Source organism: Cobetia sp. PDI-23MA (assembly GCF_059507735.1).
In genome coordinates this window covers 3,337,758-3,360,669 of sequence record NZ_CM183352.1, presented here as the reverse complement: position 1 = coordinate 3,360,669, position 22,912 = coordinate 3,337,758, and the positions used below count along the sequence as shown (strand labels likewise).

Sequence of the window (22,912 nt, the reverse complement as noted above, 5' to 3'; positions counted from 1 at the left end):
TTCTAGCTTGCGCCTGTTCTAGCTTGCGCGGCCTTCCTGCAAGCGCCGCTGTTCCCCACGGTGCATGCCACACGCCAACGCCCGCTGATTGCGGGCGTTGGCGTATCTTGCGTCGGCGCCACGCCACCTTCCCCGACAGGTGGCAGGCCCCCCCGCCTGAAGCACGCTGCCTCTGTGACCGTCTACTGGCCAATGCTAGACTGTGCGCCCTTCCAAACTGTCAGCCTGATGCCCCATGTTCACACCCGATAGCGAGCTTTCGTCCAGCCCCACTGATGCGGCCACTGCCAAGCGCGAATTGAACAAGTTGCAGAAGCGCCTGCGGCGCAATGTCGGTACCGCCATCACCGATTACGGCATGATCCGTGATGGCGACAAGGTGATGGTGTGTCTGTCCGGGGGCAAGGATTCCTACACCATGCTGGATATCCTGATGAACCTGCAGCGCAATGCGCCGGTGCAGTTCACGCTGGTGGCAGTGAATCTCGATCAGAAACAGCCCGGCTTCCCGGAGCATGTGCTGCCGGCATGGCTCGAGTCGGTGGGCGTCGAGTATCACATCCTTGAGCGCGACACCTATTCCATCGTCAAGGAGAAGGTGCCGGAGGGCAAGACGACCTGCGGGCTGTGCTCGCGTCTGCGTCGCGGCTCGCTGTATGGCTTCGCCGCCGAGATCGGCGCGACCAAGATCGCCCTCGGCCACCACCGCGATGACATCCTCGAGACGCTGTTCCTGAACATGTTCTTCGGTGGCAAGCTCAAGACGATGCCGCCCAAGCTGCTCTCCGATGACCAGCGTCATATCGTGATTCGCCCGCTGGCCTACTGCCGTGAGTCCGATATCGAGGCCTATTCCAACGCCCGCGAGTTTCCTATCATCCCCTGCAACCTGTGCGGCTCGCAGGAGAATCTGCAGCGTCAGGTGGTCAAGGAGATGCTGCAGGACTGGGAGAAGAAGCATCCGGGGCGTCTGGAAACCATGTTCCATGCCGTCACCTCGGTGGCGCCATCACATCTGGCAGACCGCGACCTGTTCGATTTCGCCGGCCTCGATGAGCAGCGTGACCGCTTCCAGGCATCGCGTATCGATGCGCTGGACATGAGTTCCGAGCAGGCCGGCATGGCCGATGATCTGTTCGAGGCCGAGCGCCGCGTCAAGCCGCTGGCCGACTCGGCGGCCTCGCTGGGGAATGAGCTGTAAGCCACACTCGACTGGCCATCGTCAGACATCATGAACGCCACCTCGCTTGCGGGGTGGCGTTCTGTATTTCAGGCGGTCACTCTCCCGCCCGGCGTTGAGGGCTGGCGCACCTGGCGTGAGTCAGGGTTGAAGGCCCGCGACCATTGTCGTCTCGCTTGCTGGCGCGACAGTCCGCATGCTTTGGTCATGTCAGGTGACTGAAGGGCTGGGAGGCGGCGATGGGCAATGATGTGGACAGTGACGAGCGCGGCAATGGCCAGCAGGGCCAGCGACTGGCGGCGACCGTGTTGCATGGCTTCGATGAATATCGATCACGCTTCAAGCAGATCTCCAGTGACGCGCGGCGACGCTTCATCGAGGCCGACTGGCGGGAAGCCCAGCAGGCCTCCGCCGCGCGCATCAACCTCTACGATGAGAAGGTCGCCGCCACCATGGAGCGGCTGGAGCGCGCCTTCGAGCCAGACCGCCTGTGCGAGTGCACCCTGTGGGGCGAGGCCAAGCGGCAGTATATGGCGCTGATCGATCAACGCCTCGACTACAAGCTGGCCGAGACCTTCTACAACTCCATCTTCTGCAGCGTGTTTTCCCATCGCCACATCCGCGATGACTGGATGTTCGTCTCGCCATCCCGCCAGAGGCCGGCACGCCATTCCGGCTTGAGCATCAGTCATCGTGTGCCGGTCGAGGGTGACTGGGCCGGGGCACTCGACTCCGTGCTCAACGAGGCGCCGCTGGGGATCGCCTTCGAGCATCAGGGGCGCGATGTGACGCTGGGTGCCGAGATGTTGCTCGCGACGCTGCCTGAGGCGGTGCGCGATGCGCCGGACGCTGCCTTCGAGATGCTGCGCAGCGTCTTCTATCGCAACAAGGGGGCCTATCTGGTCGGGCGCATCGAGGGTGGCGGCCAGACCCTGCCGCTGGTGTTGCCGGTGCTGCATACCGAGCGCGATGGCGTCTATCTGGATACCGTGATCATCGAGCCGGAGGAGGTCTCGATCATCTTCTCCTTCACGCGGGCCTACTTCCAGGTCGAGATCGAAGTGCCCAGCGAGGTGGTCGGGTTCCTGCAGACCCTGATGCCCGAGAAGCCCATCGGCGAGCTGTACGCCGCCATCGGCTTCTACAAGCATGGCAAGACCGAGCTGTTCCGCGGCCTCAACCAGCATGTGGCGAGTCGCTCCGATCGGTTCATCATCGCGCCCGGCGTGCGCGGCATGGTGATGGCGGTCTTCGTGCTGCCCAGTTACCGGCTGGTGTTCAAGCTGATCAAGGACCGCTTCGCCCCCGGCAAGGACATGAGTCGTGATCAGGTGCGCGAGAAATACCGTCTGGTCAAACGCCATGATCGCGTCGGGCGACTGGCAGACACGCAGGAATTCTCGAACTTCACCGTCGGCAAGGACCACTTCGACCCGGCCTGTCTCGAAGAGCTGCTGGAGGTGTGCAGTTCCTCGATCAGCCTGCGCGGCAACAAGGTGCTGATCCGTCACTGCTATACCGAGCGCATGATGACGCCGCTCAACCTGTATCTCGAGGAGTGTGACGCCGAGGAAACCCGCGCGGTGCTCAATGATTATGGCAACGCGATCAAGCAGCTGGCTGCCGCTGATATCTTCCCCGGCGACATGTTGCTCAAGAACTTCGGCGTCACGCGCCACGGGCGGGTGGTCTTCTATGACTACGACGAGATCAGCTACCTGACCGAGTGCAACTTCCGTGAGATTCCCGAGGCACGTTACCCTGAGCAGGAACTGGCCAGCGAGCCCTGGTATTCGGTGGGGCCCAACGACATCTTCCCCGAGGAGTTCGGCCCCTTCCTGTTTGCCGACCTCCAGCTGCGCAAGCTGTTCTACGAGCTGCATCCCGAGATCTTCCAGGCCAGCTGGTGGCGTGGCCTGCAGGACGCCATCGCGCAAGGGCGCGTGATCGATGTCTATCCCTATCGCAACAAGCGTCGCTTCGGTGTCGATCGCAGTCAGGACTTCATCGATGACTGAGTGTGATCGCCATGCCCGCTGTTCGAACCTGTCCAATGCCAGAGAGAGTGCTAGATGAGTGAAGGCTTCAAGGACCCCGGTGCACGCCATGGACGCCATCTGGTCGTGTTGAGTGGCGCCGGCATCAGTGCCGAGAGCGGCCTGCGCACCTTCCGCGCCGAGGATGGCCTGTGGGAAGAGCATCGTCTGGAAGACATCGCGACGCCGCAGGCCTTCCGACGTGACCCTCAGCAGGTGCTGCGCTTCTACGATGACCGCCGCACCCAGGTGCGTCGCGCCAGACCCAACGCGGCCCACAAGGCGCTGGCGGAGCTTGAGCAGCACGGCTTTCGCGTTTCGGTCATCACCCAGAACATCGATGATCTCCATGAGCGTGCAGGCTCGCGCGAGGTCGTGCATCTGCATGGCGAGATTCTCAAGGCGCGCTCCAGCGTCGACCACGGCCTGCGCTATCCCTTGCCGCGTGGCGGCATTCGCCTCGGGGATCTGTGTGACAAGGGCAGTCAGCTGCGCCCGGACGTGGTGTGGTTCGGTGAGGCGGTGCCGCTCTATGCGGTCGCCGAGGAGATCGCCGCCGAGGCGGACCTGCTGTTGATCGTCGGTACCTCGCTCAAGGTCATGCCGGCCTCCAACCTCTATGCAGCAGCACCGCTGGACGCCCCCATCGTGCTGGTCGACCCGAATGCCGATGAACTGGCCGAGCCCGGCGTGTTGCCGCTGGCCGAAAGTGCCGGTCAGGCGGTACCGAGGCTTGTGCGCCATTGGTTGTATCAGGGCCACCTGGGGCTGCCTGATACGTTATGATGCGCGCCTTCAGGCCTGCCATGGGAGGCGGGCCAGCAATTTCCGGGAAATCGATGCCCCGGGCGACCGAAAAGTGAAAAGCATGTTCGAGACGCTGAATCGTTTCTTCCCCTTGTGGGCGCTGGTCTTTGCCGGCATCGCCGTGGTGGCTCCGACGCCGTTCGTGGCGCTCAAGGACACCATTCAGCCTCTGCTGGCGCTGATCATGTTCGCCATGGGCCTGACCCTGTCGCGTGACGACTTCATACGCGTGGCACGTCGCCCCGGCCCGATCGCGCTCGGGTTGCTGCTGCAATATAGCGTGATGCCACTGGCCGCCTTCCTGATTGCGCGTCTGCTGGGGCTGGACCCGGCGCTGACGGTGGGCATGGTGCTGGTCGGCGCCACGGCAGGGGGAACCTCCTCCAACGTGATGACCTGGCTTGCCGGCGGACACGTGGCGCTATCGGTCTCGATGACCATGGCTTCGACGCTGCTCTCCATCGTGATGACGCCGCTGCTGACCTGGTGGCTGCTGGGCACCGATATCGACGTGCCGGTCAGCGGCATGCTGCTGAGCATCGCCAAGCTGGTGGTCGCACCCATCGTGCTCGGCGTGGTCGTCCACCACTTCGCGCGAGATCTGATCCGCGAGTGGGAGTCGGCATTGGCGAGTCTGGCCATGCTGGCCATCGTGCTGATCATCGCCATCGTGGTCTCGCTCAACGTCGGGCGCCTCGCCACGCTGGGCCCGCTGGTCGCGTTGGCGGTCGTGGCACACAATGCCATCGGCCTGAGCGCAGGCTATGGCCTGTCGCGTCTGTTCGGACTGGATGAACGCACTTCGCGCACCATCGCCATCGAGGTCGGCATGCAGAATTCTGGTCTGGCGGCGTCACTGGCCAGTCAGTTCTTCTCCGCCACGGCGGCGCTGCCGGGGGCGATCTTCTCCATCTGGCACAACGTCTCGGGGTCGCTGCTGGCAGGCTACTGGAAGCGTCGTCCGCCCAAGTTCGTGACCGGCAGCAAGCACCGCTACGAGGTCTGATCCCGCGAGTTGATAGCTTGAACTGTGATAGAGGAATAGGAGAGAGGGACACGCATGCTAGAATGCGCGTCCCTTTTTCTTGGTTCTGACTGCTCATCATGTGTGATTCCCGCCCCCCGCCGGCTGATGGCGACGATATCGCCGCCTGTGCGCCTCACTCTGCCTCTGCTGCCGCCTCCAGTGTCGATGGCGACACTGTGGCAACCGATACCGTCGCGCCAGGCGAAGGCAGTGGCATCACCACGCTGCCCAGTGGCGAGCCGGAGGCGTGGCACGGGCGGCATCCGCGCCGCGAGTTCAAGGCACGTGGCAGTCAGGTGATTCGCTGTGAGGCGTGCCGCCTGCCCAGACTCAATTGCCTGTGTCCCTATCAGGTCACCGCCGAATCGCGGATCAAGTTCTGGCTGATCACCCATCCGCTGGAACATTACAAGCCGACCAATACCGGGCGTCTGATCTCGGATGTGCTGGCGGGCACCGAGGTCTTCAGCTGGTATCGCGTCGAGCCGGACCCGCGCCTGCTGGCGCTGCTGGAAGATGAGCGCTATCAGCCCTTCATCATCTTCCCGGATGACCAGTCCGATTACGCCGACCGCGTGGTCGACGTGAATGCCATCGCCGGCGTCGGCGCCGATGTGGCGACGCATACTGCCAGCGGCGGCGAGGCGCGCGTTCCGGTGTTCATCCTGCTGGATGGTACCTGGCGTCAGGCACGGCGCATCTTCCGCAAGAGTCCGTATCTGGACGGCTTGCCGGTGTTGCCATTGCACACCACGCGTCTGACGCGCTATCACCTGCGCAAACCGGCGTCCCAATCACATCTGTGTACGGCGGAGGTGGCGGCGGAGCTGTTGCGTCAGGCCGGAGAGGAGGCGGCGGCCAGCGTGCTGGATGATTACTTCGATGCCTTCAACGACTGCTATCGTGCCAGTCGTATCCACTATGTGCTGGAGCCGACCGCGCCGATGCGACGCCTGCTGGCGCGCCGTGACGCCACTACCGACGAGTCATAGTCGAAGCAATACAATACAAAACGCCCCCGTCGGAGTGCTCCGACGGGGGCGTTTGCTTTCAAGGTGATGCTCCTGGCGCGTTGGGGGTTATCGGCACGGCTGTCAGCGCCGCCAGAAGGCCGGCGTGAACAGCACCAGGATGGTGAAGATCTCCAGACGCCCCAGCAGCATGGCGAGGATCAGGATACCCTTGGCGGCCCCCGGGATATCGCCGTAGTGGGTCGCGACCTCGCCCAGTCCCGGCCCCAGGTTGTTGAGCGCCGAGCCGACCGCAGACCACGCCGTCACCTGGTCAAGCCCGGTGGCCAGCATGCCCAGCATCATCAGCACGAACAGCATCAGGTACACGGAGAAGAAGCCCCATACCGCCTCAGCCACCCCCTCGGAGATGCGCATCTTGCCGACCTTGACCGACAGGATGGCATTGGGGTGGATCAGACGATGGATCTCGCGCACGCCCTGCTTGAGGATCAGCAGGATGCGGATGACCTTCATGCCGCCACCGGCGGACCCGGAACAGGCGCCGATGAAGGCGGCGATGAACAGCATCATCGGCAAGACGCCCGGCCAGCCGGTGAAATCGGCGACGCCGAAGCCGGTGGTGGTGGCGACCGAGACGGCCTCGAACAGGCCGTGGCGCAGCGCCTTGCTGTCATCGTAGCTGCCGGTGAGCAGCAGGCCGGCGATGGTGACGCAGGCCAGGATCAGCAGCAGGATCAGGAAGAAGCGCGTCTCCGGGTCGCGCAGATAATGGCTGATGCGACCCTCGCGCCAGGCGGCGAAGTGCAGGCCGAAGCTGATCGAGGATACCACCATGAAGAACACGCAGATCATCTCGATGCTGGCGGAATCGAAGTAGCCGATGCTGGCATCGTGGGTCGAGAAGCCGCCGACCGCGACGGTCGAGAAGCTGTGGCCCAGGGCATCGAACCAGCTCATGCCGGCCGCCCAGTAACTGGCGAAGCACACCAGTGTCAGCGCGGCGTAGATGTACCACAGCGCCTTGGCCGTCTCGGTGATGCGCGGCGTCAATTTGGAGTCCTTCAGCGGGCCGGGGATCTCGGTGCGGTAGAGCTGCATGCCGCCGATGCCGAGTGTCGGCAGGATCGCCACCGCCAGCACCACGATCCCCATGCCGCCCAGCCATTGCAGCTGCTGGCGATAGTAGAGGATGGAGTGAGGCAGCAGATCGAGTCCCGTCATCACCGTGGCGCCGGTGGTGGTGAGTCCCGAGAACGACTCGAACATGGCATCGATGATGGTCAGGTTCGGGTCTTCGGCGAGCAGGAAGGGCAGCGAGCCGAAGGCCCCCAGCACGGTCCAGAACAGCACCGTGATCAGGAAACCATCGCGGTTGCGCAATTCCTTGCGGGCGTGCCGATTGGGGTAGAAGAGCGCGAAACCGGTCAGCAGGGTGATGCCCATCGCCACGGCGAAGGCGCTCAGGGTGTCGTCCTCGAAGACCCTCGAGATCAGCATCGGCGGCACCAGCGTCAGGCTGAACAGCATCAGCAGGATACCGAGGATGCGAGAGATCACGCGTAGACTCATGCGGCGCCTCCCTGAAAGAGGCGCAGCGTGGCGAGGCCACCGAGTGACAGTCGGTGCGGGCGCGGGGCGGTAGTCATTGAGGCCGGCATCAGAAGAAGGTTAACCCGACCTGGAACAGGCGCTCCACCTCGCGGATGCGACGCTTGTCGACCACGAACAGGATGACGTGGTCGTTGGACTCCACCACCAGGTCATGATGCGCCACCAGCACTTCCTTGCCGCGTACCACGGCACCGATGGTGGTGCCCTCCGGCAGGTTGATATCCTCGATGCGTCGGCCTACCACCTTGGAGGAGCGCTCATCGCCGTGGGCGATGGCCTCGATGGCCTCCGCCGCACCACGGCGCAGCGAGTGGACATTGACGATGTCACCCTTGCGCACGTGGGTCAGCAGGCCGCCGATGGTCGCCTGCTGGGGCGAGATGGCGATGTCGATCTCGCCGCCCTGCACCAGGTCCACGTAGGCCGCGTTGTTGATCAGCGTCAGCACCTTCTTGGCGCCGAGTCGCTTGGCCAGCATCGACGACATGATGTTGACCTCGTCGTCGTTGGTCAGCGCGCAGAAGATGTCGCAATCCTCGATGTTCTCCTCCAGCAGCAGACGCTTGGAGGTGGCGCTGCCGTGCAGGACCACGGTGCGATCGAGGCGCTCGGAGAGGTCGGTGCAACGTGCCAGCGAGTGCTCGATGATCTTGACCTGATGGCTGTGCTCCAGCGTCTCGGCCAGACGCTCACCGATATGGCCGCCACCGGCGATCACTACACGGCGGAAGTTGCGATCGACGCGTCGCAGCTCGCCCATCACGGTACGGATGTCCTTGCGTGCCGCGATGAAGAACACCTCATCATCGGCTTCGATCACGGTGTCACCGCGCGGGATGATCGGACGGTTGCGACGATAGATGGCGGCGACGCGGGTATCCACGTTGGGCATGTGACGCCGCAGGAAACCGAGCTCCTGACCGACCAGCGGCCCGCCGTAATAGGCCTTTACCGCGACCAGCTGGGCGACGCCATTGGCGAAGTCGAGCACCTGCAGGGCGCCGGGGTACTCGATCAGGCGGCGGATGTGGTCTGTCACCACCTGCTCGGGGCTGATCAGCACGTCGACCGGGATGGCGTCATGCGAGAACAGGCCCTTGCGGGTCAGATAGGCGGTCGAGCGTACGCGCGCGATCTTGGTCGGCGTGTGGAACAGGCTATGGGCGATCTGACAGGCGATCATGTTGACCTCGTCAGAGTTGGTCACCGCGATCAGCATGTCGGCATCCTCGCCACCCGCCTGCCGCAGGATCTGCGGATAGCTCGCCGGCCCCGTGACCGTGCGGATGTCGAGTCGGTTGTGAAGCTCGCGCAGCCGTTCGCTGTCGGTATCCACCACCGTGATGTCATTTTCTTCATGGGCCAGGTGTTCGGCGAGCGTTCCGCCGACCTGACCTGCGCCCAGAATGATGATTTTCATGTCCGGCTCGTCCGCTGTTGCTCAGTCGGCACAGGATAAACCAGTGCCAGGACGGAAGACAGCCGCGCCCCGAGAGTCGGGGCGCGGCTGTCCGGGAATGTCAGGCGTGGCGTCTCATGTCATCACGGACGTCGCGCCGACACGGCTCGCCTGGCTGTGATCAGGCGCTGGCCTTGGTGATGTGGGCCAGGTAGAAGCCGTCGTGGCCATTGACCTGCGGCAGCATCTGACGGCCAGCACCGGAGACACGGCCCCAGTCGGCCTTGATGGTCTCGGCCTTGGCGTCCGGTGTCGCGGCCAGGAAGCGGTCCATCACGCGGGCATTTTCCTGGGTGATGATGGAGCAGGTGCCGTAGATCAGGGTGCCGCCGGGCTTGAGCATGTCCCACAGATTGGCCAGCAGCTTGCCCTGCAGGCGTGCCAGATCGCCGATGTCGTTCGGGCGACGCAGCAGCTTGATGTCCGGGTGACGACGGATGACGCCACTGCCGGAGCAGGGCGCGTCGAGCAGGATGACGTCGAAGGCTTCGCCGTCCCACCAGTCGCGTTCACTGGCATCGGCACACACGACACCGGCACCCAGCTCCAGACGCTCCAGCGTCTCTTCCACGCGCTCGAGGCGCTCGCCGTCGATGTCGATGGCGGTGGCGTCCAGGCCCGGGAAGCGTTCCAGCATGTCCGCCAGCTTGCCGCCCGGCGCGGTGCAGGCATCCAGCAGGCGCACGCCTTCACCCTCGGCGTTGATGGCCGTCACGGCCGGCGCCAGCAGCTGACCGGCCAGCTGTGCCGCTTCATCCTGCACGCTGACCAGGCCTTCCTCGAAGCCCGGCAGGGCGCTGACGTCGCAGGCGCTGGTCAGGGTGATGCCGTGCTCGGCGAAGGGGCAGGCCACGCCTTCGATCTCGGCTTCCGCCAGCTGGGCGAGGTAGTCGTCGCGGCTGATGGCGGAGATATTGACGCGCAAGGTCATCGGCGCCTGGGCATTGTTGGCCTCGGCGATGGCCTGCCAGTCGTCCGGCCAGTTGCGCTGGAAGGTCTCCAGCAGCCACTGCGGGTGAGAAAGCGCCACCGCGGGGTCCTTGTCGACCTCGGCTTCCAGCGCTTCCTGCTCACGCTGGAAGCGACGCAGACAGGCATTGAGCACGCCGGTGGCCCAGCCCTTGCCCAGTCCGCGGGCGGCGCCAGCGGTTTCACCGACGGCGGCGTGCGGGGCGATGCGCATGTACAGCAGCTGATAGAGGCCGAGCAGCAGCAGGGCGTGGATGTCCTGGTCCTGGGCCTTGAAGGATGACTTCAAAAGCTTGCCCGCCAGGGTATCCAGACGCGGCAGCTGGCGGCAGACGCCGAAGCACAGCGCCTTGTAGAGGCTCTGATCACGTCCGGCCACGCCAGAGGGCAGTCCGTCCAGATTCAGAGAGGTCTTTGCCGCCAGTACCGGCGCCAGGGTGCGCGCAGCGGCGACCCGGACGGCGGCACCCGGCGAGGCCGGTGCATTGTCAGGCTTGCGACGTGCACCGCCGTGCTTCTGACCGCCGCCCTTGCTGCGGGCTGGCGGCAGGGAGTTGCGCTTCTTGCCGTTGCCCTTGGAGGACGGGTTGTCTGACTGGCTCATGCGGAAGTCTCGGTCTGGGAATCGGTATCAGGGGTGTGGTCCGCGCCAAGGACGCGGCCCTCGGGGAAGCGCGCAGCACGGGAGTTGAGCAGGTCCTTGACGGACAGCGGCTTGGCGCCGGGCAGCTGGGCCCGGGTGATCTCCAGCACCTCATGGCCGTCACCGCAGGCGATGCGCAGGCAATCCTTGCCGGGCGCCAGCAGGGTGCCGGGCGTCACGCTGTCGGTGAGGCGTTGCTCGCCGGTGCGCGACATCCACAGGCGCAGCGGCTCGCCTTCAAGGCGGGTCCAGGCCACCGGCCACGGATTGAAGGCGCGGATGCGCGCGTCCAGCTCGGCGGCAGGGCGGGTGAAGTCGAGTTCGGCCTCGGCCTTTGAGAGCTTGGCGGCGTAGGTCACGCCCTCTTCCGGCTGGCGGGTCGCGGGCAGGTCGCCTGTGGCGATGGCGTCGAGGGCCGTGACGATGGCCTCGCCACCCTGGGCCGCCAGCGCATCGTGCAGCTCGCCACCGGTGGTGCTGGCGGTGATCGGGGTGCGGCGGGTCAGCAGCATGTCACCGGTGTCCAGGCCGGCATCCATCTGCATGATGGTGACGCCGGATTCGCTGTCACCGGCTTCGATGGCACGCTGGATCGGTGCGGCCCCCCGCCAGCGCGGCAACAGCGAGGCGTGGATGTTCAGACAGCCCAGACGCGGGATATCGAGCACCGCCTGCGGCAGGATCAGCCCGTAGGCCACCACCACCATGATGTCGGCCTCGAGGTCGCGCAGAATCTGGCGATCGGCCTCGTCCTTGAAGTTGAGCGGCTGATGGACAGGGATATCATGCTGGAGTGCCAGCTGCTTGACGGGGCCCGGGGTCAGCTTGCGACCACGACCGGAGGGGCGATCAGGCTGGGTGTGGACACTGATGATCTCGTGGTGACTGCCCAGCAGGGCGGACAGACACTCGGCGGCGAAATCGGGGGTGCCGGCAAAGGCGATGCGCAGGGCTTTCGACATGTGCTATGACTCATGTAGGAGCACGGAGGCGGCCGTGCTCAAGGTGCTGACGGTTGCGGCAGGACGGCCAGCGCGACAGGCGCGGCTGATGGACCCGTAACCGCACGAAGGCCGAGGGCATCCCCTCGGCCTTCGTGCGGTGCCGCCATGCGCTCAATATCGGCCGTGTGGCCGAGCGTGAGGGATCAGGCTTCTTGCAGCTTGTGGCGTTTCTGCATCTTCTTCATCACCCGATCACGCTTGAGCGGGGAGAGGTAGTCGACGAACAGCTTGCCTTGCAGGTGGTCGTGCTCGTGCTGGATGCAATGCGCCAGCAGGCCATCGGCTTCCAGTTCGTAGGCATCGCCGTTGCGGTCCTGAGCCTTGAGTCGTACCTTCAGATAGCGCGGGACTTCGGCATAATATTCAGGAATCGACAGGCAGCCTTCCTGCATCGGTTGCTGTTCATCACCGATCGGGGTGTATTCCGGGTTGATCAGCACCAGCGGCTGGGACTGATCTTCGCTGACGTCGATGACGATGAGACGGCGATGCTCGTCGACCTGTGACGCGGCGAGGCCGATGCCGCGGGCGTCATACATGGTCTCGATCATGTCGTCGATCAGGGTCTGCAGCTCGGCGTCGATCGTGTCGATCGGGGCGGCAACGTTGCGCAGACGCTCATCAGGGAATTCAAGGATTTCGCGTTTGGCCATGGCTGGTGTAATTACCGTTGTGCTGTCAGAAAGGATTTGCCTGATATTGTAGTGTGCGCAAGCGAGGAACGGAACCGAATGCCGTCAATGCTGCTACTATCGCGGCAATAGTCAGGATTGATCTGGCATGGCGATGGACAGGGGGCAGCAGCCACCAGGCGCGGGGCAGAGCGGGTCTGCGCGGTGCGGAGTTCAGAACAAGACCATCACCACCGAGCGATGGGTGGCAATAACGCAAGGGACGCAGGAATGGGCATGAAACGACTGGTCGGCAATGCCGTCTTCACGGCACTCCTCGGCATGGCGACGCTGGGGGCAAGCGCAGGGATGTCGCTGGCACAGGCAGCAACCGTGCGTGATGACGTACCTTCCACCTATGTGGTGGTGCGTGGCGATACGCTCTGGGACATCTCCGGACGCTTTCTGCGTGAGCCCTGGCTGTGGCCGGAAGTCTGGCGCGCCAATCCGCAGATAAAGAATCCGCACCTGATCTATCCGGGCGATCGCATCTCGCTCTACTACGAGAATGGTGAGCCACGTCTGCGCCTGGAGCGCGGCCAGGGTGGTGTCGTCAAGCTGTCTCCCCAGATCCGCAAGATTCCCAAGCGCGAGGCGGTGCCACCGATTCCGCTGGAGAAGATCTCGGCCTTCCTGAAAGAGCATCGCGTGATTGACCCGGCGCTGCTCACCGATGCGCCCTATATCGTGGCCGGGGATGACACCCGCCTGATCAGCGGCGCCGGCGATACCATCTATGCCCGTGGCAACTGGTCCTCCAATGACACCTACAGCGTCTACCGCAAGGGCCAGCGCTATCTGGACCCGGACACTCAGGAGTTTCTGGGGCTGGAGATGATCAGCATCGGCGACATCAAGCTTGAGCGCCGCGAAGGCGATATCGGTGTGCTGCGTGTGCTGTCGGCCAATCGCGAGATTCTCAATGGTGATCTGTTGCTGCCGGCGGACGGTGGTGCGATCACCACCAGCTTCCAGCCGCAGCCGCCCGAAGAAGATGTGGGCGGCGTCATTCTCGCGGCCCCCGATGGACTGCGCAACATCGGTCGCAATGACATCGTGGCGCTCAATCGCGGCAGCCGTGAAGGCATCCAGCCGGGATACGTCTTCGGTATCGAGCGCCGTGGCGAGACGATCACCGACCCCGTGACCGGTGAGCCGATCACCCTGCCCGGTGAGGAAGGTGGTCTGGTGATGGTATTTCGCATCTACGACAAGGTCAGCTACGCGCTGGTGATGCAGGCAGCACGCCCCTTGAGCGTCGGTGACAAGCTGTTGGAGCCCCACGGCTGATCGAAAGCCTCTGTCACCCGCAAGCATCGGCGTGGTGAAACGACTCATCGTGCTGAAGTGAACAACCAGGGTAAGTCATTAATCCGCCCGGGAGGTGTGGCGTGTCGATCGATGTCGAACAGCGCGGCCCCTCGCGGGCGGATTTCGTCTTTCTGGCGCGCCTGCCGGGCTTTGGCACGCATACCGCGGCCAAGCTGCGTGAGCGTGCCGACTGGCCGCAGGGCTGGCTGGCCATACTGCCGCCACGCCTGGCGGCACCGCTGCGCCTTTGGTGCGAGCGCCCCGAATCCTCGCCGCTCTATCAGCAGGTGATGACAGACCTAGCCTGGCATGCGCCGGCGCAGGGCTATCATCTGCTCACCCCCGCTGACCCCGAGTGGCCCGCCATGCTTGATACCCTGCCGGACCCGCCGTTGGCGCTCTGGGCGCTGGGGCGTCAGTCGCTGCTTGAGTTGCCCATGCTGGCCATCGTCGGCGCACGCAAGGCCAGTCATGCAGGCCTGCGGCATGCACATGACTTCGCGGCTGAGCTGGTCTCTCGTGGCTGGAGTGTTGCCAGTGGGCTGGCGCTGGGAGTCGATGCCGCGGCGCATCAGGGAGCCCTGGCGGCGTCAGCGCGCCTCGGCGCACATGACTATGCGGCCAACCCCTCGACGCTGGCGGTGCTTGGCTGTGGGGTCGATGTGGTCTATCCCGCTCAGCATCATCATCTTCGCCAACGGCTGTTGGAGGGTGGCGGCCTGCTGCTCTCGGAGCATCCACCTGGCACCGGCGCGCATGCGCGTCATTTCCCACGCCGCAATCGGCTGATCACCGGTCTGTCACTTGGCGTGCTGGTGGTCGAAGCCACGCTGCGCAGTGGCTCACTGGTCAGTGCTCGGCTGGCGGTGGAGCAGAATCGCGAGGTGTTCGCGCTGCCGGGGCGTATCGAAGACATCACCGCCAGCGGTTGTCTGGAGCTGATTCGTCAGGGGGCGACGCTGGTACGCGACGTCGATGACATGCTGGCGGAGCTCGAGCACCTGCTGCCGGCGCACTCGACCGAGCAGTCGTCAGCGCAGGCCCGGGTGGCGTCATCCACACAGCCCGCTGCCGTCTTTACGGGCTCTCTTTCAACCTCTCGCTCAGCTAATCGTTCAGCCACCCGCGACGCTGAATCGTCACTGCCCCTGCCATCGCTCGAGATGCCAGTCTTGCAGGCAGCCACGCCGCCTGTGAGTCAGGAGACGGCGCCGCTATGCTTTCTGGGGGCGGTGCCACTGGCGCTGGACAAGCTGGTCGAGCTGAGTGGCACCTCGGTCAGCGAGCTGAGCATGCAGTTGCTGGAACTGGAGCTCGAGGGGCGAATCATGCAGGCGCCGGGTGGCTGGAAGCGGCTCTGAGGTTCTGAGCTAATGTTGCTGGCCTGGCAGTGATGATCCGAGAGGCCGGCACCCTGAACTCATTTGCCCTGGTTGACCGTGCCGCTCTCGGGCTGCCAGGCATTGAGCGCCGCATCACGCATGGCACGCTTCTCGTGCTCACTGGCACCCCAGTTGCCATCGTAGAGCACGCCTTCCCACTCGCCGTAGGTCGGATTGGGCAACAGCACGAAGCGACGGCCGAACTGATCCGCCTGGCGAGCAACTTCGGCATTGCGTGCGCGGGTGGTGGACTGCTGGAAGGCCTGATCGAAATCGCCGAGGTTATCGCCCATCAGCAGCGCGATGTCATGCTCGGCCGTGACCCGCGCGCGGCGCGCGGTCTTGTCGGAACTGTCGGTGCGCGGCATCACGTGCTCGGCATTGGCCTGCGGGAAGCCCAGCGCGGCAAGATTGGCGATGGTGGCCTGCTTGCTGAGCGCCTTGCGGTTGGTGATGTAGTAGACATCGACGCCGCTTTCGTGAGCGTAGTTGAGGAACGCCACGGCGCCCGGTGAAGCCGTGGAGACGGCATCATCCACCCAGTCAGCCCAGCTCTGGCCGTCGTAGGTGCGGCCTTCACGCAGTGCCCAGCCGCCGTAGCTGGTGGTGTCGAGCACGGTGTCATCGACATCGACGACCACCGCCAGCGGCTTGTCCTGTGCGTGACGACGTGCCAGCGCCAGATTCAGGCGGTCGTGGGCCACGTTGAAGGCCTGCAGTGACAGGGCATGAAACTCCGCGCTGCGCTGTATCCACAGGGTCGCCAGCATGGCCTGGTCGCTCAAGGGCGCCTGCGTTGCGGCATCCTGCAGCGGGGCAGGGCGTGGCGCCGGCGCTGTCGGTGTCTGGGTGCCAGAGCTGGCACAGCCTGACAATGCCAGCAGTAGAGCGGCTGAGGTGGTCAGTGAGAAAGCGCGACGCATGGATCACATCCTTGTCTGAAGAAAAGAGGGAGGGAAAGTGGCGGAACGCCACCAGGCCCGGCGCTGAAGACTGTCCAGCAAAGTGTCCAAATGACCTCGATAGTCTTTTGAAACAAGCCTTTGCGTCAGTTTCGCAATACCCTGAGGGCGATGGACCCCTTCATCATGCCGTGAACCGGGCGGTGCGCCTATGCCACCCCGGCGCGACGCCGTGTTGCGTCGATGTGCAGCGTCGGTCTCGCGCCGGTGAGCGTGCTAGAATCGCCGCCATCGTGTTGCCGCAGCTAGGAGTTCGAGCAGATCATGAATGTCAGTGATGTTTCGCTGGATCAGCGTGCCCTCGACGGCGCCGCTGCCTGTCTTCGCAATGGGGGCATCGTTGCCTATCCCACCGAGGCCGTCTGGGGGCTGGGGTGTGATCCCGACGATGGTGAGGCCTTGGCACGGTTGATCAAGCTCAAGTCCCGTGACGCCGCCAAGGGCCTGATCCTGATCGCCGGTGATATCGCTCAGCTGGAACCCTGGTTGGCGGGAGTTACCGTCGAGCAGCGTGAGCAGCTGCTGGCCAGCTGGCCAGGACCTTATACCTGGTTGGTGCCTGACAATGGCCGTGCGCACCCCTTGTTGCGCGGTGAACACGTCAGCCTGGCCGTGCGCGTGACCGATCATCCGCTGGTCCAGGCATTGTGCGCCGCCTTCGGTGGCCCGCTGGTGTCGACCTCGGCCAACCGCGCCGGCGAGTCGCCTGCCATGACTGCAGACGAGGTGCGTGACGCCTTCGGCGACGCGCTGGTCAATGACGTGATCCTCGAGGGGCCGCTCGGTGGCAACCCGCGTCCCAGCACCATTCGTGATCTCGCGACCGGCAAGGTACTGCGCGCCTGAGCAGCAGGATCGCCGCTCGGGTTGATCCAGATCAGTGCCGCGTCATCCAGGTGCCCAAGAGGGGCATTTTTCGGCCTGCCGAGCGCAGCGTGTCGCGGTAAGCTGGCAGTTCACCGCCAGCAGCGGCCAACGACGGGTGTCGCCCCGTCATCATTCATTCCCGTTCTACCGGAGGCATCGTGGCCCACGCCAATCTCGAAGACGTCAAGGTCTACCTGCTCGATCTGCAAGACCGCCTGTGCGAGGCGCTGCAAGCCTGCGATGGCCAGGCAAGTTTCCGTGAAGACAGCTGGGAACGCGCCGAGGGCGGCGGTGGTCGCTCACGGGTCATCGAGAATGGCGGCGTCTTCGAGAAGGGTGGCGTCAATTTCTCGCATGTCTTCGGACATGAATTGCCGGCTTCCGCGACGGCGGTACGTCCGGAGCTGGCCGGTCGCAGCTTCCACGCCGTCGGGGTCAGCTGGGTGCTGCATCCGCACAACCCGCACGTGCCGACCAGCCATGGCAATGTGCGCTTCTTCATCGCCGAGAAGGAGGGCGAAGCGCCGGTATGGTGGTTCGGGGGCGGCTACGATCTGACGCCGTTCTACCCGCATGAAGAAGACGCGCGTCACTGGCACCAGACGGCCTATGATGCCTGCATCGCCTTCGGCAGTGATGTCTATCCGCGTTACAAGGCCTGGTGTGACGAGTACTTCTACCTCAAGCATCGCGACGAGACGCGGGGCGTGGGTGGCCTGTTCTTCGATGACCTCAACGAGTGGGGCTTCGAGCGCTGTTTCGCCTTCCAGCAATCCGTCGGCGACAGCTTCCTTGAGGCGTATCTGCCTATCGTCGAGCGCCGCCGCGAGACGGCCTATGGCGAGCGTGAACGCAACTTCCAGCTCTATCGCCGCGGGCGCTACGTGGAGTTCAACCTGGTCTGGGACCGCGGCACGCTGTTTGGCCTGCAGAGCGGCGGACGCACCGAGTCGATCCTGATGTCGATGCCGCCGGTAGTGCACTGGGAGTACGGCTACGAGCCCGAGGAAGGCAGTGCCGAAGCGGTACTGTATCGCGACTTCCTGCATGCCCGCGACTGGCTGGGCGAAGAAGCCTGATCGCCGCATTGACCTGACGCTTTTCTGTGATTGTCCCGGAGTCCTGATGTCCCGTTACGCTGTATTAGGCAACCCGATTGCCCACTCGAAATCCCCGTTGATTCATCGCACCTTCGCTGAGCAGCTCAAGGATTCGCTGAGCTATGAGGCACGACTGGCGCCGGTCGGTGACTTCGCGGCCGGTTGGGCCGAGTTCGTCGCCGAAGGTGGCCAGGGGGCGAATGTTACCGTGCCCTTCAAGGAGCAGGCCTTCCGGCTGGTCGATGTGCTGAGCCCGCGTGCCCGCCGCGCCGGCGCCGTCAATACGCTGATGCTCGGCAAGACGGGTCAGCTATACGGCGATACCACCGATGGTGTCGGCCTGACCCGTGATCTCGAACGTCTCGAGGCACCGCTCAAGGGGGCGCGCATCCTGATTCTCGGCGCGGGGGGCGCCGTGCGTGGTGTGCTGGAGCCCCTGCTGGCCAGGCAGCCGGCGGCCTTGGTGATCGCCAATCGCACCGTTGCCAAGGCCAGTGCGCTGGCCGAGGACTTCGCCGACCTGGCGGGGGAAGGCTGCCTGCTGTCCGGCGGCAGCTATGCGGCCATCGAGGGCCAGTTCGATCTGGTCATCAATGGCACCAGCGCATCGCTGGGCGGCGAGCTGCCGCCGTTGCCGGATTCGCTGTTCTCTCCGCAGGCGCTCGCCTACGACATGATGTATGCCGCCGAGCCGACCGTCTTCATGCGTTGGGCCAGCGAGCGCGGTGCGCGGGTCGAGGATGGTCTCGGCATGCTGGTGGAGCAGGCGGCCGAGTCCTACTTCCTGTGGCGTCACAAGCGCCCGGAGACAGAGCCCGTGGCAAACATGTTGCGCAGGATGCTGGCGGAGGGGTGATCCGCGGGAGCTTGCCGGGCATGCACGTCGATTCAGATGGCCGCCAGACGGGCAGCCAGATGACCCGCTAGCCGACCAGTCAGACGACAGACGATGAAAAAGGAGCGGGGGACTCGACAGAGTCCCCCGCTCCTTTTTGGTTGGCCATGATCCAGCGTGCTCACACCCTCGCTGTTGGCGCTCAGCTGCTCTTGACGGGGGCCGTGGCACAGGATTCGAGCCGATATCCGTACTGATAGACGCTTTTCAGCCTGAGCCCACGGCTGCCGTTCAGTCCCAACTTGCGCCGCAAGCGGCTGACGTGGGTGTCGACCGTGCGGGTCGAGATGTCTCCGTTGACTCCCCAGATCATCTCCAGCAGGTAGGCGCGTGAGTAAAGCTCTCCGACGTGGCGCAGCAGCAGGGAGGCCAGCTGATATTCGCGCTGGGTCAGGGCGACCGGCTCCTCGCCGCACCAGATGGTGTATTCATCCGGCTCGATCCGATATTGATCGCTGATGGCCACCTTGGGCTGCAGGTAATGGGTGTCGGAGGTGACGAAGCGCCTGCCCAGCGCTTCCACGCGCGCCGTGAGCTCGGCAGGGCGGATAGGCTTGGCCAGGAAGTCATCGGCGCCGTGCTGAAGCGCATGCACGACATCCTCCTCTCCCTGGCTTGCGGTGATGAACAGGATCAGCCCCCGCCAGCCGTGCTCGCTGCGCAGTGTGCGCGTCAGCTCCATGCCGCAGGCATCCGGCAGTTGCCAGTCGATGATCAGCAGGTCGAAGCTGCGCTCGCGCAGCGCGCGCAACAACTGGCTGGCGCGCTCGAAGCCTGCCAGCTCATGTCCCTGGGCCTCGAGACACAGGGTCAGGTAATCACGTTGATCATGATCATCTTCCAGAATGCCGATTTGCATGTCGCTGCCTCCCCGGGTGGGTATCGCAAGCAGTCTACGCGTCTCTTGCGTGAGACCGCGTCACAATGGTTCACGTTTGGCAGGACGAAGGCGACATATACTCGCGTTCATCCCCTTCGCTACTTTATGACACGTTGCCGCTGTTGGCGCGTGAGTGGTGAGGATGAAACGAGACGGTGAATCTCCGGCCGTCATCCATGGCTGTCCATGCCCCCTGGAGTCTTCTTATGCCGCTTCTCATTCTCCTGCGCTGCCTCACCACGGCGTTACCTCGCATACGCCACTGGCTTCTGCTGCTGACACTGTCGTTTTCCCCCTTCGCCATGGCCCTGGAGGCACCGCAGGGGCCGGTGGTGTTGCGCGTCACCGGGGATATTACCCATACCAACGCCGGAGGCGAGGCGCATTTCGATCGCGCCATGCTCATGGCGCTGACGCAACGGGAAACCGTGACCACCACCCCCTGGCATGACGGCGAAGTGAGCTTCAGCGGTCCGCTCGGTTCAGCGTTGATGGAGGCGGTGGGCGTCGAGGATGGCACCATGCGTATCGTGGCGCTCAATGACTATTCCGCCAGCGCGCCGGTGCAGGACTATTTCGATCATCCGGTGATACTGGCCATGGAAGTCGATGGCAAGCGACTGCGTGTGCGCGACAATGGCCCCATCTTCATCATCTACCCCTTCAGTGAGCAGCCGGATCTCCTCAACGAGGAAATCATGACCCGCTCTGTCTGGCAGGTGAAGCGCATTGAAATTGAACGTCTATCAGTTCGACAGGGAAGTGCGCGAGCTGCGCATGGTGGTGGCCGAGGAACAGAAGACCCCGACGCCGCCCGCCTTGATGGATGACAGCGAGCTGCTGTTGCGGCTCGACATCCTCTATAGCCGGGTGCAGTTGCTGCAGAGCGACCAGCTGGGCAGCATGCTGGCGGGGATGCCCGATCTGCATTCCCGGCTGATGGCCATGTTGCCCAGAATCGAGGTTCTGGACAGCGCCATCATGGACCTGGCGAGTCGTCAGGCGCGTGATGCGTCCCTCTATGTGCAGATACTCAGCCGGCTTGCCTCGCTTCAGGAGCAGGCCGGCGAGCTGCTGCTCAACATCAATGCCGAGGCCGCTATCCAGCGCACCAGGGAGCGCTCGGAGCTACTCAACCTGTATGCCCTCGCGCTGTCGCTGGTGCTTCTGATGACGTTGAGCGGCATCGTGCTGGTGGTCGCGCTGATCGTCGAGAGTCGCGGACGGGCCTCAAAGACCCGCAAGCTGGAGGAGCGCACCCGGGAGCTGGATGGCATGGTGCAGCTGGCGCAGGCGGCCAGTCGTGCCAAGTCGGAATTCATGGCGATCATGAGCCATGAGATTCGCACCCCGCTCAATGGCATGGTCGGTGTGTCGGACCTCATCGGCGAGGAAGTCTCGACCCGGCGTGGCCAGCAATATCTGGCGATGCTGCGCCAGAGTGCCGAGAGCCTGCAGGCCGTCATCAATGATGTGCTGGATTATTCCAAGATCGAAGCCGGCAAGCTGGAGCTGGATCAGCGCTGCTTCTCACTGCCCGAATTCCTCGATTCCCTGGCCGCGCATTACCATCGCCAGACAGGCAGTGCCGGCAAGGGATGCTCGCGCATCTTCCTCGAAGAACGTGCCGATGATCTGCCTGTCTGGGTCAAGGGGGATGTCAATCGCCTGCGTCAGGTACTGACCAACCTGCTCAACAACGCCTTCAAGTTCTGTCCCCAGGGCACCATCCGGCTGAGGGCATCATTGGAAGACGGCGAGACGCTTCATTTCGAGGTTCACGACAGCGGTTGCGGGATCGCCGCCGACCAGGTGAGCCAGTTGTTTGCCCCCTTCACCCAGGTGGATACCTCGATTGCGCGTCGACATGAAGGCACCGGGCTCGGGCTTGCCATCTGCAAGCGACTGGTGGAGGCGATGGGCGGCGAGATCGGCGTCGAGAGCCATCTCGGGCTCGGCAGTCGCTTCTGGTGCCGCGTGCCGCTGCCGGTATTGACCGTCGCCGAGGCTTGCCCGCAGCAGGCGGTGGGAGATGCGCCCTTGCCCCATGCAAGCGTGCTGGTGGTGGAAGACAACGAGGTCAATCAGTCACTGGCGCGGGCCATGCTCGAGTATCTGGGACAGCAGGTCACGGTGGTGGAAGACGGTGAGCAGGCACTCGAATGGCTTGCGCAGGCTGGCAACGATGTCGATCTGGTGTTCATGGACATGCAGATGCCGGTACTGGATGGCGTCGAGACAACACGTCGCTGGCGTCAGCACGAGGCCGAGCAACCCGCCAGCGCTCGTCTGCCGATCATCGCGATGACCGCCAACGTGATGCAGGAGGATGCCCGCCGCTGTATCGATGCCGGCATGCAGGGGGTGCTGCACAAACCCTTCACGCGTGATGATCTGCATCGGGTACTGCAACAGTATCTGGTCCAGGCCTCTGATTTGCAGGCCTCTGATTCGCAGCAGAATGCGCTTGCGTCAGAGAAGCCAGAGGCTTCGGCTGGCGAGCGGACTACCGTCATGCAGGCACCAGGCGATGATGGCGTCAGATCGTCAGCGGCTGAAGATCAGGACGCGCAGATCGACGCTGCTCCGGCGCCCGATGTAGCAACTGACGACTCAGCCGCGCGCGCTCTGTCTGATGCTGCGCCGTCATTGCTGCAGCACGCGACCTGTCAGGAGCTGCTCAAGACCCTGAGTGGCGAGGCCTATTCACGACTGCTGAGCAATTACCTGACGCGCCTCGATGGACGCCTCGACGTGATGGTGACCTTGCTGAAGCAGAGGGATCTCACCGAGCTCAAGCGCGAGGCACATTCCCTGAAGGGGGCGTCAGCCTCGCTGGGATGCAGCGGCATAGCCAGTGGCGCCAAGGCGCTGGAGGAGGCGGTGATCAGTGAGGATCTGCCCGAGGTACACCAGCATGTCGCCACATTGCGCTCCTTGAGTATGCCGACGCGGGACAGCCTCCTCGCAGAGGGCTATCTGTTCTCCTGACGGTATTGGGACGTGATGGCGTGATAGATAGCCGACAGCATTCCACTACCGTCCCTCTGGTTCTCCCGTTCCCGCCTTCTTTCGCTCTCTTCATCCTGGCCTTCACGATTCATCCTGGCTTTCACGACACAGACGCCACCCAT

19 protein-coding genes are annotated in these 22,912 nt (G+C 64.0%); 12 read left to right on the top strand and 7 right to left on the bottom strand.

From position 1 onward, the window contains the following. Positions 1 to 235 precede the first annotated feature (235 nt). From ttcA to AC5WNJ_RS14285, 5 genes are all read left to right on the top strand, one after another. Complete coding sequence (ttcA, locus tag AC5WNJ_RS14305; protein ID WP_495930023.1) at positions 236 to 1,201, top strand: tRNA 2-thiocytidine(32) synthetase TtcA; 966 nt, start codon at positions 236 to 238, stop codon at positions 1,199 to 1,201. A 218-nt stretch (positions 1,202 to 1,419) separates the two neighbouring features. Continuing rightward, a complete protein-coding gene (gene aceK, locus AC5WNJ_RS14300; RefSeq protein ID WP_253064566.1) occupies positions 1,420 to 3,198 on the top strand; it encodes a bifunctional isocitrate dehydrogenase kinase/phosphatase in 1,779 nt (592 codons plus the stop codon). A gap of 54 nt (positions 3,199 to 3,252) precedes the next feature. Beyond that, positions 3,253 to 4,002, top strand: a complete 750-nt coding sequence (locus AC5WNJ_RS14295; protein WP_052384572.1) for an SIR2 family NAD-dependent protein deacylase — start codon at positions 3,253 to 3,255, stop codon at positions 4,000 to 4,002. An 82-nt stretch (positions 4,003 to 4,084) separates the two neighbouring features. Further along, positions 4,085 to 5,029: a bile acid:sodium symporter family protein gene (locus AC5WNJ_RS14290; protein WP_495930022.1), complete on the top strand. Its 945-nt coding sequence runs from the start codon at positions 4,085 to 4,087 to the stop codon at positions 5,027 to 5,029. 98 nt (positions 5,030 to 5,127) lie between these two features. Next, positions 5,128 to 6,042, top strand: coding sequence for a tRNA-uridine aminocarboxypropyltransferase (locus AC5WNJ_RS14285; protein WP_495930021.1), 915 nt, complete (start codon positions 5,128 to 5,130; stop codon positions 6,040 to 6,042). Between the two features lie 102 nt (positions 6,043 to 6,144). Here the strand turns inward: AC5WNJ_RS14285 and AC5WNJ_RS14280 are convergent, their stop codons facing one another. The 5 genes from AC5WNJ_RS14280 to def form a co-directional block, all read right to left on the bottom strand. Further along, complete coding sequence (locus tag AC5WNJ_RS14280; protein WP_253064563.1) at positions 6,145 to 7,593, bottom strand: TrkH family potassium uptake protein; 1,449 nt, start codon at positions 7,591 to 7,593, stop codon at positions 6,145 to 6,147. An 88-nt stretch (positions 7,594 to 7,681) separates the two neighbouring features. Further along, positions 7,682 to 9,055: a Trk system potassium transporter TrkA gene (gene trkA / locus AC5WNJ_RS14275; protein ID WP_043333795.1), complete on the bottom strand. Its 1,374-nt coding sequence runs from the start codon at positions 9,053 to 9,055 to the stop codon at positions 7,682 to 7,684. A 160-nt stretch (positions 9,056 to 9,215) separates the two neighbouring features. Next, a complete protein-coding gene (gene rsmB, locus AC5WNJ_RS14270) occupies positions 9,216 to 10,667 on the bottom strand; it encodes a 16S rRNA (cytosine(967)-C(5))-methyltransferase RsmB (RefSeq protein ID WP_495930020.1) in 1,452 nt (483 codons plus the stop codon). Beyond that, positions 10,664 to 11,668, bottom strand: coding sequence for a methionyl-tRNA formyltransferase (fmt, locus tag AC5WNJ_RS14265; RefSeq protein WP_495930019.1), 1,005 nt, complete (start codon positions 11,666 to 11,668; stop codon positions 10,664 to 10,666). Before fmt ends, rsmB begins: the two co-directional genes overlap by 4 nt. 185 nt (positions 11,669 to 11,853) lie before the next feature. Continuing rightward, the gene (gene def / locus AC5WNJ_RS14260) at positions 11,854 to 12,363 is read right to left on the bottom strand and encodes a peptide deformylase (protein ID WP_043333797.1); all 510 of its coding nucleotides are present in this window, start codon (positions 12,361 to 12,363) and stop codon (positions 11,854 to 11,856) included. 255 nt (positions 12,364 to 12,618) lie between these two features. Here def and AC5WNJ_RS14255 point away from each other — a divergent pair, with 255 nt between their 5' ends. Further along, a complete protein-coding gene (locus AC5WNJ_RS14255) occupies positions 12,619 to 13,671 on the top strand; it encodes a LysM peptidoglycan-binding domain-containing protein (RefSeq protein ID WP_166020149.1) in 1,053 nt (350 codons plus the stop codon). Positions 13,672 to 13,772: 101 nt separating this feature from the next. Beyond that, the gene (gene dprA, locus AC5WNJ_RS14250) at positions 13,773 to 15,053 is read left to right on the top strand and encodes a DNA-processing protein DprA (protein ID WP_495930018.1); all 1,281 of its coding nucleotides are present in this window, start codon (positions 13,773 to 13,775) and stop codon (positions 15,051 to 15,053) included. A 59-nt stretch (positions 15,054 to 15,112) separates the two neighbouring features. On the opposite strand, the gene AC5WNJ_RS14245 is transcribed toward dprA, so the two are convergent. Then, positions 15,113 to 15,997, bottom strand: coding sequence for a 5'-nucleotidase, lipoprotein e(P4) family (locus AC5WNJ_RS14245; RefSeq protein WP_495930017.1), 885 nt, complete (start codon positions 15,995 to 15,997; stop codon positions 15,113 to 15,115). A gap of 303 nt (positions 15,998 to 16,300) precedes the next feature. On the opposite strand from AC5WNJ_RS14245, the gene tsaC reads away from it, so the two are divergent. The 3 genes from tsaC to aroE all read left to right on the top strand — a co-directional run bounded on the left by tsaC (position 16,301) and on the right by aroE (position 18,859). Further along, on the top strand, positions 16,301 to 16,882 hold the full coding sequence (tsaC, locus tag AC5WNJ_RS14240; protein WP_153636528.1) for an L-threonylcarbamoyladenylate synthase type 1 TsaC: 582 nt from the start codon (positions 16,301 to 16,303) through the stop codon (positions 16,880 to 16,882). Positions 16,883 to 17,061: 179 nt separating this feature from the next. Then, positions 17,062 to 17,982: an oxygen-dependent coproporphyrinogen oxidase gene (gene hemF, locus AC5WNJ_RS14235; protein WP_253064555.1), complete on the top strand. Its 921-nt coding sequence runs from the start codon at positions 17,062 to 17,064 to the stop codon at positions 17,980 to 17,982. A gap of 43 nt (positions 17,983 to 18,025) precedes the next feature. Continuing rightward, positions 18,026 to 18,859, top strand: coding sequence for a shikimate dehydrogenase (gene aroE, locus AC5WNJ_RS14230; RefSeq protein WP_495931058.1), 834 nt, complete (start codon positions 18,026 to 18,028; stop codon positions 18,857 to 18,859). A 181-nt stretch (positions 18,860 to 19,040) separates the two neighbouring features. On the opposite strand, the gene AC5WNJ_RS14225 is transcribed toward aroE, so the two are convergent. Beyond that, positions 19,041 to 19,757 (bottom strand): response regulator transcription factor, encoded by a 717-nt coding sequence (locus AC5WNJ_RS14225; RefSeq protein WP_495930016.1) that lies wholly within the window; start codon positions 19,755 to 19,757, stop codon positions 19,041 to 19,043. Between the two features lie 197 nt (positions 19,758 to 19,954). Between AC5WNJ_RS14225 and AC5WNJ_RS14220 the strand changes: the two genes are divergently transcribed. Together AC5WNJ_RS14220 and AC5WNJ_RS14215 are read left to right on the top strand one after the other, a co-directional pair. Next, on the top strand, positions 19,955 to 20,608 hold the full coding sequence (locus AC5WNJ_RS14220; protein WP_495930015.1) for a putative pterin-binding protein: 654 nt from the start codon (positions 19,955 to 19,957) through the stop codon (positions 20,606 to 20,608). After that, a complete protein-coding gene (locus AC5WNJ_RS14215) occupies positions 20,508 to 22,769 on the top strand; it encodes an ATP-binding protein (RefSeq protein ID WP_495930014.1) in 2,262 nt (753 codons plus the stop codon). Before AC5WNJ_RS14220 ends, AC5WNJ_RS14215 begins: the two co-directional genes overlap by 101 nt. Positions 22,770 to 22,912: the final 143 nt, after the last annotated feature.